9 protein-coding genes and 2 pseudogenes are annotated in these 11964 nt (G+C 72.8%); 2 read left to right on the forward strand and 9 right to left on the reverse strand.

What is annotated here, in order from left to right:
• Positions 1-17 precede the first annotated feature (17 nt).
• On the forward strand, positions 18-1715 hold the full coding sequence (locus ACFYS8_RS14600) for a DHA2 family efflux MFS transporter permease subunit (RefSeq protein ID WP_387640554.1): 1698 nt from the start codon (positions 18-20) through the stop codon (positions 1713-1715).
• A gap of 81 nt (positions 1716-1796) precedes the next feature.
• Here the strand turns inward: ACFYS8_RS14600 and ACFYS8_RS14605 are convergent, their stop codons facing one another.
• The 6 genes and pseudogenes from ACFYS8_RS14605 to ACFYS8_RS14630 form a co-directional block, all read right to left on the reverse strand.
• Entirely contained in the window at positions 1797-2792 is a 996-nt protein-coding gene (locus ACFYS8_RS14605) for a LuxR C-terminal-related transcriptional regulator (protein ID WP_387640557.1), read from the reverse strand.
• 160 nt (positions 2793-2952) lie between these two features.
• Positions 2953-4809, reverse strand: a complete 1857-nt coding sequence (locus ACFYS8_RS14610; protein ID WP_387640736.1) for a BTAD domain-containing putative transcriptional regulator — start codon at positions 4807-4809, stop codon at positions 2953-2955.
• A 57-nt stretch (positions 4810-4866) separates the two neighbouring features.
• Entirely contained in the window at positions 4867-5061 is a 195-nt protein-coding gene (locus ACFYS8_RS14615) for a hypothetical protein (protein ID WP_387640560.1), read from the reverse strand.
• A gap of 165 nt (positions 5062-5226) precedes the next feature.
• On the reverse strand, positions 5227-5463 hold the full coding sequence (locus ACFYS8_RS14620; RefSeq protein ID WP_387640563.1) for a hypothetical protein: 237 nt from the start codon (positions 5461-5463) through the stop codon (positions 5227-5229).
• Between the two features lie 262 nt (positions 5464-5725).
• A pseudogene (locus tag ACFYS8_RS14625) lies at positions 5726-6682 on the reverse strand (chitinase); the annotation flags it as partial.
• 261 nt (positions 6683-6943) lie between these two features.
• A pseudogene (locus ACFYS8_RS14630) lies at positions 6944-7414 on the reverse strand (carbohydrate binding domain-containing protein); the annotation flags it as partial.
• Positions 7415-7719: 305 nt separating this feature from the next.
• On the opposite strand from ACFYS8_RS14630, the gene ACFYS8_RS14635 reads away from it, so the two are divergent.
• Positions 7720-8622 (forward strand): phosphotransferase enzyme family protein, encoded by a 903-nt coding sequence (locus ACFYS8_RS14635; protein WP_387640566.1) that lies wholly within the window; start codon positions 7720-7722, stop codon positions 8620-8622.
• 7 nt (positions 8623-8629) lie between these two features.
• Here ACFYS8_RS14635 and ACFYS8_RS14640 read toward each other — a convergent pair whose 3' ends face one another.
• From ACFYS8_RS14640 to ACFYS8_RS14650, 3 genes are all read right to left on the reverse strand, one after another.
• Positions 8630-9841 carry an LCP family protein gene (locus tag ACFYS8_RS14640; RefSeq protein ID WP_387640568.1) on the reverse strand — a complete coding sequence of 404 codons (1212 nt, stop codon included), beginning with the start codon at positions 9839-9841 and terminating at the stop codon, positions 8630-8632.
• Between the two features lie 29 nt (positions 9842-9870).
• Positions 9871-10410, reverse strand: coding sequence for a SigE family RNA polymerase sigma factor (locus tag ACFYS8_RS14645; RefSeq protein ID WP_387640569.1), 540 nt, complete (start codon positions 10408-10410; stop codon positions 9871-9873).
• Positions 10411-10746: 336 nt separating this feature from the next.
• On the reverse strand, positions 10747-11913 hold the full coding sequence (locus ACFYS8_RS14650) for a S8 family serine peptidase (RefSeq protein ID WP_387640572.1): 1167 nt from the start codon (positions 11911-11913) through the stop codon (positions 10747-10749).
• Between the last annotated feature and the right edge of the window lie 51 nt (positions 11914-11964).

Below are 11964 nucleotides of genomic sequence, written 5' to 3' on the forward strand. Positions count from 1 at the left end.
ATGAAGGACCTGCGAAGATGCCCACCAAGCAGCCCGCCCGCACCACGGTGAACGCGGTCAAGGGCACGGCCCGCCGCAAGCCGGGTCCGGCGCGCAAGCCCGCCGCGAAGCCCACCGCCGCCGCGAAGCCCACCGCCGCGAAGCCGACCACTGCCGCCGCCCCGAAGCCCGCCGAGTCCAAGCCGGTGGTCGAGGAGACCGTCGCGGTCGCCGCGGCCGAGCCCGAGACGCCGGCCACCACCGCGCAGACCGAGGCCCCGAAGGCCGACGCCGCCCCGCCCCAGGCCGGCCCGCCCCAGGACGCCCCGCCCCAGGACGCCCCGTCCAAGGCCGCGCTGATCACCATGGCCGCCGCCATCGCCGGCGGGTTCATCGCGCTGCTGGACACCACCATCGTCAACGTCTCCATGCAGGAGACCACCGCCCGGTTCGGCGGCATCAACCAGGTGCAGTGGGTGGTGACGGCCTACCTGCTGGCGCTGGCGGCGACGATGCCCGCCACCGGCTGGCTGGCCACCCGGTTCGGCACCAAGCGGGTGTTCGCCGCGGCGACGGCGCTGTTCGCGCTGGGTTCGCTGGGCTGCGCCGCCGCCCAGTCGCTGGACCAGCTGATCGCGGCCCGCGGCCTGTCCGGTGCGGCGGCGGGCATCCTGACCCCGGCGTCGACGATCCTGCTGACCCGCGGTGTGCCGCGCGAGCACCTGGCCAAGATCCAGGGCCTGAACGGTTCGGTGATGCTGATCAGTCCGCTGCTCGGCCCGACCATCGGCGGTCTGCTGGTCGCCTGGGGCGGCTGGTCCGCGGTGTACGTGGTGAACATCCCGTTCTGCGCGATCCTGCTGGCCGCCACCCTGCGCTGGGTCCGCAAGGACGCCCCGCCGGCCGGCAGCGCCAAGCCGCTGGACCTGCTGGGCCTGGTCTCCTCGGCGACCGCGACCGTCTCTCTGGTGCTGGCCATCCACGCGTACGCCGAGCGCGGCGCCGAGGTGAGCGCCTCGCTGCTGGTGCCGCTGGGCCTGGCGGTGGTCGGTGCGGCGGTGTTCGTGGTGCGTGAGCTGAAGGCGAAGTTCCCGCTGCTCGACCTGCGGCTGTTCCGCATCCCGGTGTACGCGACCGCGGTGGTGAACATCTTCTGCCTGGGCTTCGTCCTGTACTCGCCGATGATGCTGATCCCGCTGTACTTCGAGGACGCCCGCGGCGAGTCCGCGGTGACCACCGGCCTGCTGATGTCCGTCGGCGGCCTGGGCGTGGTGACCGCCGCCTGGCTGTCCCGGGTGCTGCTGCGGAAGATCGGCGGCGGCGCGACGGTGCTGATCGGCATCTGCCTGACGATGATCGCCACCGTTCCGATGACCGGCCTGACCGGCACCACCCCGTACTGGCTGATCTGCGGCAGCCTGGTGGTCCGCGGCCTGGGCACCGGCCTGACCATCGTGCCGACCATGACGCGGGCGTTCCAGTCGATCCGTCAGGAGTCCATCCCGGACGCCTCCGCGCAGCTCAACCTGACCCAGCGGATCGGCGGCGCGCTGGCCATCGCGGTGGTCACCGTGGTGCTCACCGACTCCGCCCGCAGCCACCACGGCATGGTGCCGGCCGCGTTCGCGCATTCCTTCGGCTGGCTGCTCGGGGTGTACGGGGTGACGCTGCTGCCCGCACTGGCGCTCCTCCTCGCGGACCGCCGGGAGAAGAAGCGCCAAGCCGCGACGGCGTGACGAACCGCCAAGCCGCGACGGCGTGACGAACCGCCAGCGCGACGCCCACAAGGCCTGTCCGGCCGATCCCGCCGGACAGGCCTAGCGCGTGGCGGGGAGCCAGCCGTCCTGGACGGCGTGCACCCCGGCCTCGAAGCGGCTGCGGGCGTCCAGACGTTCCATCAGGTTGGCGGCGAACCGGCGGGCGGTGCGCGGGGAGACGCCCATCCGCTTGGCTATCGCCTCGTCGGTGTGGCCCTGGGCGAGCATCTTCAGCACCGCCAGCTCGTGCGGCGGCATCTCGTTCTCGTCGCACTTGGGCGCGTCGCCGACCGGGATCGCACTGGCCCACACGCCCTCGAACAGCGCGCACAGCGCGGCCACCGTGCCGGCGCCGCGCAGTACCACCGCGCCGGCCCGGGCGTTGTCGGTGTCGATCGGCAGGACCGCCTGCTGGCGGTCGAAGATGATCATGCGGATGGGGAGTTCGGGCACCGTCCGGACCTGGCCGCCCTGCAGGTTCAGCCAGGTGACGTGGTCCAGGGTGGGCCGGTGGTTGCGGACGCTGTCCAGGTAGACGGTGCGCATCTGCACCCCGCGCTCCAGCAGCGCCGCGTTCGGCTGCCGGCTGGCCCGCAGGTCCTCCTCGGTGTGGGCGCCGCCGGGGGCGAAGGTCGCCACCTCGCAGCGCACCGATCCGGCCAGTTCGGCCAGCCGCTCGCGGATCGTCTCCGGGCCGTCCAGCTGCTCGGACGCCGCGTCGGTGGCGGTCGGCCGGAACGCCGAGCACTCCGCGATCAGTTGGGCCGCCGCGGCCCGCGATGCCTCTATCCGCAACTGTTGGGCCGCCAGCTCGGCCTGCTGGCGGGCCAGCAGCACCTCCATCGCGGTCTCCGGGCCGACCGCCCGGAACCCGATTCCCTCGCGGGCGGACGGCTGGATCAGGGCCAGTTCGCTGAGCCGGTCGAGTCCGGTGCGCACTCTGTCCTCGGTGAGGCACAGGGCTGTGGCCAGCGCCATGACCCCGGCCCGCGGGTCGGCGAGCATCCGGCGGTAGATGGACTCGGCCTCCGCGTCGAGCCCCAGAACGTCCAGCATGGATCGGTCCCCGTTCGATCAGCGCCAGTAAGTAGGTCTACATGATTTCCTGAGCTTACTGACACCGGGCAACCACACCCTGACCCGCACATTCCGGAAACGTGTCCGGACAACAACGGCCCGGACACGGCCCGTGAAACGTTCGGAAATCCACCCGTCCTCAGGCTGTCACCAGCAGCTGACGGTCCGCCGGTGCGGCCGGGGCACCGGCCCCGTCCGACGGCTCGGGCAGCAGCCGCGAGCAGTCCCGGACCAGGCTGTGGAACGAGAACAGCGCCGCCCCCTCCTGCCGGATCAGGTTGTTCTCGAACAGCGCGTCCAGGCAGCACTCCACCTCGTCCGCGCTCAGCCCGGTCACCGCCGCCGCCCGGTCCACGTCGAACGACCCGGCGGGCTGACGGCTCATCAAGCAGCTGAACCGCTGCTGGGCCCGGTCCAGGTACTGGTAGGACGCGCGCAGCAGCGCCATCAGGTCGCGGTCCCCGGTGCGCAGGCAGCGCGCCCGCCGCTCCGGGTCGGCCAGCCGCTCCACCAGGTCGGCCACCGACCACGCCGGACGGTCCCGCAGGCGGGTCGCGGCGATCCGCACCGCCAGGGGCAGGTAGCCGCACAGTGCCGCTGCCTCCGCCGCCCGGACCGGCTCCCGCGCCACCCGGCGCTCCCCGGCGATCCGGGCGATCAGCTCCACCGCGTCACCCGGCGGCAGCACGTCCAGCGGCAGCGCCACCGAGCCGTCCAGCGCGCTCAGTTTGCGCCGGCTGGTCACCAGCACCAGGGTCTCGCCGGCGCCGGGCAGCAGCGGGCGCACCTGGGCGGTCGCCGCCGCGTCGTCCAGCACCAGCAGGCAGCGCCGGCCGGCCAGCCGGGAGCGCCACAGCGCGGAGCGCTCCTCCAGCGAGGCCGGGATCCGCTCGGGCCGCACGCCGTCGGCGCGCAGCAGCGAGGCCAGCGCCTGGGCGGGCGGTACCGGCGGCTTGGACTCGTCGAAGCCGTCCAGCGCGGCGAAGAACTGGCCGTCGGGGAAGTCGCTGGTCACCCGGTGCGCCAGGCGCACCGCGAGGGTGGTCTTGCCGACACCGCCCATGCCGTCGATGGACAGCATCAGCGGAGCTCCGGCCGTCCGCTGGGACACCGCCTCCTGGAGCAGGACGAGTTCGCCGGTCCGGCCGGTGAAGTCGGAGAGGTCGTGCGGCAGGCAGTTCGGCCGCTGGCCGGGCGCCGGGTCGCTGCCGGCCGGCGGCCGCGTCGTGACCGGTTCGCCGACCTGGCCGGGGGTGTCGTGCACGCCGGGCGCGTCCGCGAGGATCTCCGCCTGCAGCGCCCGCAGTTGGGGGCTCGGCTCCAGGCCGAGTTCGTCCGCCAGGAAGCGGCGGCCCTCGTCGTACACGGCGAGCGCGTGCGCCTGCCGGCCGCTGCGGCACAGTGCCGTCATCAGGCTCCGCCGCAGCGAGTCGCGCAGCGGGTACTCGGCCAGCAGCGCCGTCAACTCGCCGACCAGCGAGGAGGTTTCGCCGACCTTCAGGCGCAGCGCCATCAGGTCCTCGAGTGCGGTCAGCCGCTGCTCGTTCAGCTTCACGGCGGCGCTGGTCACCGCGGGGCAGTGGATGCCGGCGAAGGCGTCGCCGCGCCACAGGTCCACCGCGGACTGCAGCAGCCGGATCGCCTCCAGGACCTGCCCGTCGCGTTCGGCGGCCCGGGCCTCGCGGACCTTGCGGGTGAAGCGGTGCGCGTCCACCGCGTCCTCGGGCACGGCCAGCCGGTACCCGACGTCGACCGTCACCAGCCGGTGCTCGCCGGCGGCCAGCACCCGTCTCAGGTCGCGGATCGCGTTGTGCACCTGCGGTCTGGCCGACGGCGGCGGGTCCTCCCACAGCTCGTCCACCAGGAAGTCCATCGGCACCACCCGGCCGGCGTTCAGGAGCAACAGCGCCAGGAGTCTCTGCTGCCGCATGCCCCGGACGTCCACCAGGACGCCGCCCTGACGCGTCTCCAGCGCGCCCAGGACCAGGTATTCCATCGTCTTCACCCCCGTGAGTGTCGGTCGGATGTGTGCTCGTCGGTGTCGTGCGGGGGCTCAGCCGCCCCAGGTGACGTCGCCGTTCGGGGCGGCGCCCGGGCCCGGGGTGGCCGTCGCGGTCTGCGCGACCTGACCGGCGCCGGTGCCGTCGGCGAGATTTCCGGAGTGTTCCACCGTTGTCGCGGAAAAGGCCAGGGTGGCAATTGCGGCGAGCGAGAAAGCGAGGAACTTGGAGACGCGGGCGACCGGCACTGGAATTCTCCTCGTAAGTGGTGGGATTTCTTCGGGATTGCTTTCCCGGGTTTTCTGCCGGCGTCCGCGCTCTGCCGACACCGCTACTGTGCTCCGCCCCCGCCCCGGTGGGAACGGGTCGCGCCTGGACGGAACATGCACTGTCCTAAGCCGTCCACGCGGCGGCTAGTCGAAGTCCCACCAGGGCCCGGGAGCCAGTGCGGTGCCCACCGAGAGGACGGCGAAGCCGACCAGCGCGGACTCCTTCCGTACCGCCCGCCGCACCAGCCCGGCCGCCCGGTCCTCCGCCTCCAGCAGGGTGGATGCCAGGCTGAACACACCCACGGTGACCTCGTCGGATCCGGTCAGATGGACGCTCACGTGCTCCAGCGCGTCCGGGACTTCCGCGTGAGAACGAATCAATTCCGCCAGGTCGGGAGGAGCGCCTCGACCGACCGGCGAGCGTAGTCGCGCGTGGACCAGATACATACTCTTATCTTCGACCCCCTCACTAGGGGCCCGGTCGATTCCGGCCTGGTCGATTTAGGTCATGACATAAACCGACCAGGCCCGGCATCGGGCCATTTCGGGCCGAAGGGCGACAGCGCCCCGGGAGCGGCCGGCGCTCCCGGGGTCGCGTCAAGTCGTTGTCCACAGGTCTGTGGACAAGCTTGCGAGTGGAACGTCAGCGGCCCTGGAGCGTTTTGACGTTGTCGCCGAAGCTCCAGCCCTTCGAGCCGTCCCAGTTGATCGACCAGTCCATCAGACCCTTCAGCTGGCCGTTGAAGGCGCCCCAGGACTGGCTGACCAGGCTCGGCGCCATGTACCCGCCGCCCGCGCCCGGCTGGGCCGGCAGGCCCGGGACCTGCTTGTCGTACGGGACCTTGATGGTGGTGCCCTGGATGGTGATGCCGTTGTTCAGGCAGGTGGTCTGCGCGGTGAAGCCCTGGACGGTCCCGGCCGAGTAGGAGTCGCCGGAGCAGCCGTACATCGAGCCGTTGTAGTACTGCATGTTCAGCCACCACAGCCGGCCGTTGTCCACATACTTCTTGATGACCGGCAGGTAGGCGCCCCAGATCGAGCCGTAGGTGACGCTGCCGCCGGTGACGTACGCGGTCTCGGGGGCCATCGTCAGGCCGAAACCGGCCGGCATCTGGGCCAGCACGCCGTCGATGATGCGGATCAGGTTGGACTGCGAGGGGGACAGCGTGCCGATGCTGCCGCTGCCGGACAGGCCGGTCTCGATGTCGATGTCGATGCCGTCGAAGTTGTACTTCTTCAGGATCGGCACGACGGTCGCCACGAACCGGTCCGCGACGGCGCTGGAGCTCAGGTCGATGCCCGCGGCGGCGCCGCCGATCGACATCAGGATGGTCGCGCCGGCCGCCTTGGCCTGGCACATCTCGGCGGGCGTGGAGACCTTGACGCCGGTGTCCATGCCGTCCTGCCACAGCACGGTGCCGTCCGAGAGGATCACCGGGAACGCGGCGTTGATGACGTTGTACCCGTGCGCGGCCATCCGGCTGTCCGTGATCGGCGTCCACCCCATCCCGGGGTGCACGCCGTTGGACGCGCCGTCCCAGTTCTCCCAGTACCCCTGCAGCACCTTGCCGGCCGGCCGCGGCTTGGTCGGACAGGTCGCGTCACCCGAACTCGGGCTCGACGACGGGCTGCTGGACGCACTGCCGGACGGGCTGCTCGACGGGCTCGACGACGGGCTGCCGGACGGGCTTGAGGACGGGTTCGACGAGGCGCTGCCGGACGGGCTTCCGCTCGGCGAGGGGCTGCTGCCGCCGGGACCGGAGAGCGTGACGTCGTCCGCGTAGTACGCGGGCTGCCCGTACCAGCCGTGCACGAAGACGGTCACCGACGTGGTGTTCGCGCCGGTGCTGAAGGAGACGCTGAGCTGCCCGTACGAGGCGTTGTCGGCCGTCCAGGTGGACGGGGATCCGGTCAGCCCGGTGCCGGTGGCGCCGAGGTAGACGTAGCTGCCCTGCACGTACGCGCTCAGCGTGTACTGCGAGTTGGGCTGCACGCTGATGGTCTGGCTGCACTGCGCGGTGTCCTGGCCGCCGGGGGTGGCCTGGAGCGCGGAGCTGCCGGAGTGGACGGGGCTGCCGACGGTGCCGGCGCCGGAGCAGGTCCAGCCGGAAAGGCCGTTCTCGAAGCCGGAGTTGACCACCAGGTTGGTGGTGTCGGCGGCGGCCGTGACGGTGCCGGCGACGGCGAGGCCGGTGCCGACCACGGCGGTCGCGCAGATCCCGGCGAGCGAGCGCTTCAGCATGCTCGGTCCGGCGTCCGGCCGGATCACCTGCGTTGCGCGTTCCACGCCGGCCCGGTGCGGGCGTGGCATGCGTGAGCTCCGACGGAACATGTGGTGCTCCCTTCCCGCCGAGCGCCATGGTGGGGACCGTGCGCGTGGGGGCGTGACGCCCGGCTCTGGGTGAGGTGGGGGACATGTGGGGCTGTGCCGACCGGATCGTAAAAGTGCTGGCAGAGCCCGTCAATAGGTCTGGACCAAAGGCAAGGGTGGTCTGGACCATCGGCGAGGGGCGGCCGGTCCTGGGAGCGCCGCGGCCCCGAATTCCCTTACCGCATAAGCAGGGTGAACACTGACCCGGTGCGCCCTTCCGGTGCTCCGGAGCGCCGCGTCATGCCGGTCGCGGCCCCGGACGTCGAGTGGAACGAGCCCTGGACGTGGACTGCCGAAACCCCGCCGCCCTGCTGGCCGAGGCCTGCGCCGCCGCCGGTCGCCCGAGCGTCGGCGCGGAACTCATCCGGGCCGGCGAGAACACCCTGTGGCGACTGCCCGGCGGGGTCGTCGTCCGGATCGGCCGCCCCGGCCAAACCGCCGTCGCCGCCCGCGAGTTGACGGTGGCCCGCTGGCTGCGCGCCCACCGCGTCCCGGCCGTCCGCCCGCTCGCCGACCCGCCCGAACCGCTCGTGGTCCGCGGCCGCCCCGTCACCTTCTGGCACGAACTGCCCCCGCACCGCCACGCCACCGCCCCCGAACTCGCGGCCGCGCTCCGCCGGCTCCACCAACTGCCGCCCCCCGAACCCGGGTTGGAGGCCATCGACCCGTTCGTCCGACTCCCCGCCCGGATCGACGGCGCCACCACCCTCGACACCCCGCAGCGCGCCTGGCTGCACGCCCGGCTCGCCGACCTGCGCACCGCCTGGGCCGAACTCGACCACCCCGCCCACCGGTTGACCGTCGTCCACGGCGACGCCTGGAGCGGCAACCTCGCGGTCACCGCCACCGCCGCCCACCTACTGGACTTCGAACGCACCGCCCTCGGCCCACCCGCCTGGGACCTCACCTCCACCGCCGTCGCCCACGACTCCTTCGGCAGCCTCTCCACCCCCGGCTACGCGGCCTTCTGCACCGCGTACGGCGCGGACGTCACCGAGTGGCCCGGCTACCCGGTCCTCCGCGCCATCCGCGAACTGCGCCTCGCCCTCTACGCCTTGCAGCAGGCCGCCACCGACCCCGCCCGTCACCGCGCCCAGGCCCACTACCGACTGGCCTGCCTGCGCGGCGAACACGGGCCCCGGCCCTGGCGGTGGACGGCCATCGACTGACCAGCCGTCAGTCCACGCAGGGCACCCCGTCCAGCTTCACCGGCGCCTGCCCGGAGTTCCCCGAATACGCCTCCCCGGTCTCCTCGGAGATGTTCGGCGAGACCGACGGCACCGGCCCGCTGCCCAGCAGGATCTGCTTGGCCGCCCCGTCCGCCGTGCGCACGTGAGTCCCCTCGAACGCGATCGGCAGCGTCGTGGCGGTGCCCCGCCCGGCCGCCAGCGCCGGCACCTGGCGGACGAAGTCCACCGGGCTCCACCCCTTGTCGGTCACCAACTGGTCGGAGAACGCGTCGTACAGCGCCGACAGCTTCGCCGGATCCGCCAGCACCCCGCCGGTGCGCAGCTTCGTCAGCACCCCGGCCAGGAGCGCCTGGGCCCGGGTGGTCCGCTGCACGTCCGAGCCGTCGCCGATGCCGTGCCGCTGCCGGACGAACGCCAACGCCTGCGCCGGGCCCAACTCCTGCTTCCCGGCCGGCAGTCGGACCCCGCTCCAGGAGTCCTTCACCGCCTCGTTCAGACAGACCGGCACTCCGCCGAGGGCATGCACCACCCGGTCGAAGCCGGCCATCGAGATCTCGGCGAAGTGGTCCACCGGCATCTCCGCGACCTGCTCCACGGCCGTGATCAACGCGGCCCGCCCGGCCTCCCGGCCACGGCGCCGCAGCTCGTCCGCGGCCAGGCCCTGCCCGCGCAGCCGGTTCATCTCGGCGAGTTCCGCCTTCGGGTACAGGTCGCTGATGACGGCGTTCCCGTCGTGTCCGTCCGGCACCAACAGGTCCCGTGGTACGGACAGTTGCCGGACCTCGCCACCGTCCTTCGGGACGTGCACCAGGATCAACGTGTCGGGGCTGTCCGGGCCGGTGTCCACCGGCCCGCCCAGCGCGCCGAGGCCGGACCCCAGGCCCACCAGCAGGATCGTCACGCCCTGCTCCGGCGGCGCCGAAGGCGGCGGCGTCGCCGAATTGGCCAGCTCGATGGCGTTCGACCGCACCCCCGGCACACCGTGCGGCACCGTCAGCACCCCCGCCCCGACCACCACGGCCGCTGCCAGCGCACCCCCCAGCAGCGCCGCCCGCCGCCGCCGGGCCCGCTTGAGCCGCCGCCCCACCGCCAGCCCACCGTCCACCAGTCTCGCCGTCACCTCCGGACCGGGCCCCCCGCCCGCCTGCCCGAACGCCGCCCCCAAGTGCACCTCGAACTCCCCGTTCCCGTCCGTCACTTCACCACTCCCTCGACCGAAATCCCCGCTCACCGCGCCACCAGCTCCGCCAGATCCGCGCCCAACAACCCCCGCAACTTGACCAGCGCCCTCGAACACCGGGTGCGCACGGCAGCCGAACTGTCCTTCACCATCGCCGCGGTCTCCTCCACACTGCGGTCCTCCCAGTACCGCAGCACCACCACCGCCCGGTCCCGCGGCGGCAGTTGACCGAGCGCATCGACCAGCGCCAGCCGCAACGCCGAGTCCGGCCCGTGCTCCACCAGCTCCGGCAGCACCTGACTCGGCCGCTCACTGCTGCTGCGCCGCCGCTGGTGCGTCAGATACGCCCGCACCAGCACGGTCTGCGCGTACCCGGCCGGATTGTCGATCCGCCCCGCCCAGCTCGGCCGGTACAGCCGGTGCCACTGGGTGTACATCTGACCGAGCGTCTCCTGCACCAGATCCTCGGACAGATGCGCGTCCCCGCCGGTGAGGAAGTACGCCGAGCGGTAGAGCTGCCCGGACCGGGCCGCCGCGAACGCGACGAACTCCTCCTCCAGGGCCGCCCGCCGTCGAGCTGTGGCCACGTTTCCTCTCCCTCCACCGGATCCGCCCTATGACGGCCCGGCATGGCCAGGATGTTTCATCCGGCTCGCGAGAAGATTCCTGTCCGGTAGCGGACGGCTCCCGCGACCCCACCTGCTGGAAGGACGGAAAAGCCCCACCGATCGCCGACTGTGCGGGTGCGAGGACAGGGGCGCGGGGAACTGCGCGAAGCGGAAGGATCCGACCGCGAGATCGCGACGCAGGACAGTGACTTGCACGTGCTCGCGACCTAACGGACAGGCCTTGCGCTTCGCGCAGTTCTCCCCCAGCCCTGGCGGGCCGGGAGGTACCCCCACGCGCCCCTGTCCTCGCACTCCCTAGTTCCGGAACGCCCCCACCCCGTTCGGCGTCCCCAGCCCCGTCGGCCCGTCATACCCCGGCCCCGCCGTGCACAGGTACGCCGGCCGGCACGAGGCCGTCGAACCGCTGACCACGTCGTTGAGCGCGTCCGGGTGTGCGTACGGGAAGCTCGCCGGCCGGCTCCCGACCGCCGGCTCGCCCGCCAGCGCGTACGTCGCGGCGATGATCGGCGCCGCCGCGGAGGTCCCGCCGTAGGTGTACCAGCCGCTGCCGCCGTAGGTCTGGTAGACGGCGACGCCGGTCTCGGGGTCGGCGACGGCCGCGACGTCGGCGACCGTGCGCCGGGTGCAGCCGGTGTCCGTCTGCCACTTGGGCTTGGTGAGCTTGGTGGAGCACCCGCTGCCGGTCCCTTCGGTGGAGCTCGTGGACCAGACGTCCTCCGCCCAGCCGCGCGGCGAACTGTCGTTGCGGAGCGAGGTGCCCCCGACGGCCGTGACGTGCGGCGAGGAGGCCGGGAAGATCACGCCGTAGCCGCCGTCCCCGGAGGCGACGGCGATGGCCACGCCGGGGTGGTCGAAGTACCGGGTGTCGTAGGAGGCGGCGTTGCCGTTCTCGGGTGCGCCCCAGCTGATCGAGACGATCTTGGCGCCCATCGCGACGGCGGTGTTGACGGCGGCCCCGAGGTCGGCGACGCCGGCGCTGTCGGCCTCCACGAGGAGCAGGTGGGCGCGCGGGGCGATCGCGGAGACCATGGCGAGGTCGAGCGCCGTCTCGCCGGCCCACGCGCTGTCCGCGCGCGGGATCCGGGTGCCGCCGCGCTGGTCGGTCTTGCGGAAGCAGCCGCTGTCGGTGGTGCAGGCGGGCAGCCCGTAGTGGGCGCGGTAGACGCCGAGGTCGGCCTCGGCGTTGGGGTTGTCGTAGGCGTCGATGATCGCCACGGTGGTGCCTTCGCCGCCGTCGGCGGGCAGCCCGTACGCGGCGAGCAGGTCGGCGGGGCCGTAGCCCTCCCGATCGGTGGCGGCGCTGACGACCCGCAGGGCCTGGCAGGCGGCGGTGTCGGTGTGGGCGGGGCGGGCGCAGTTGTGCACCCAGCGGGTGCCGCGGTGGGTGGTGTCGGCGTGCGTGGGGGTGGCGGCGGTGAGGGTGGTGAGCAGGACGGCGGCGGTGAGGGCGAAGGTGCGCACGGACTTGCCTCCGGTCGGGACTGCGGACCGGTGGCGCGCGTGAAGCTCCCT

This window comes from Kitasatospora sp. NPDC004615 (genome assembly GCF_042873545.1).
GTDB lineage: Bacteria > Actinomycetota > Actinomycetes > Streptomycetales > Streptomycetaceae > Kitasatospora.

Bases quoted from the DNA above. Each gene is read 5' to 3' on its own strand.
- ACFYS8_RS14605 (WP_387640557.1), bottom strand. From the start codon at position 2,792: ATGCTGGACGTTCTGGGGCTCGACGCGGAGGCCGAGTCCATCTACCGC.
- ACFYS8_RS14600 (WP_387640554.1), top strand. From the start codon at position 18: ATGCCCACCAAGCAGCCCGCCCGCACCACGGTGAACGCGGTCAAGGGC.
- ACFYS8_RS14610 (WP_387640736.1), bottom strand. From the start codon at position 4,809: ATGGAATACCTGGTCCTGGGCGCGCTGGAGACGCGTCAGGGCGGCGTC.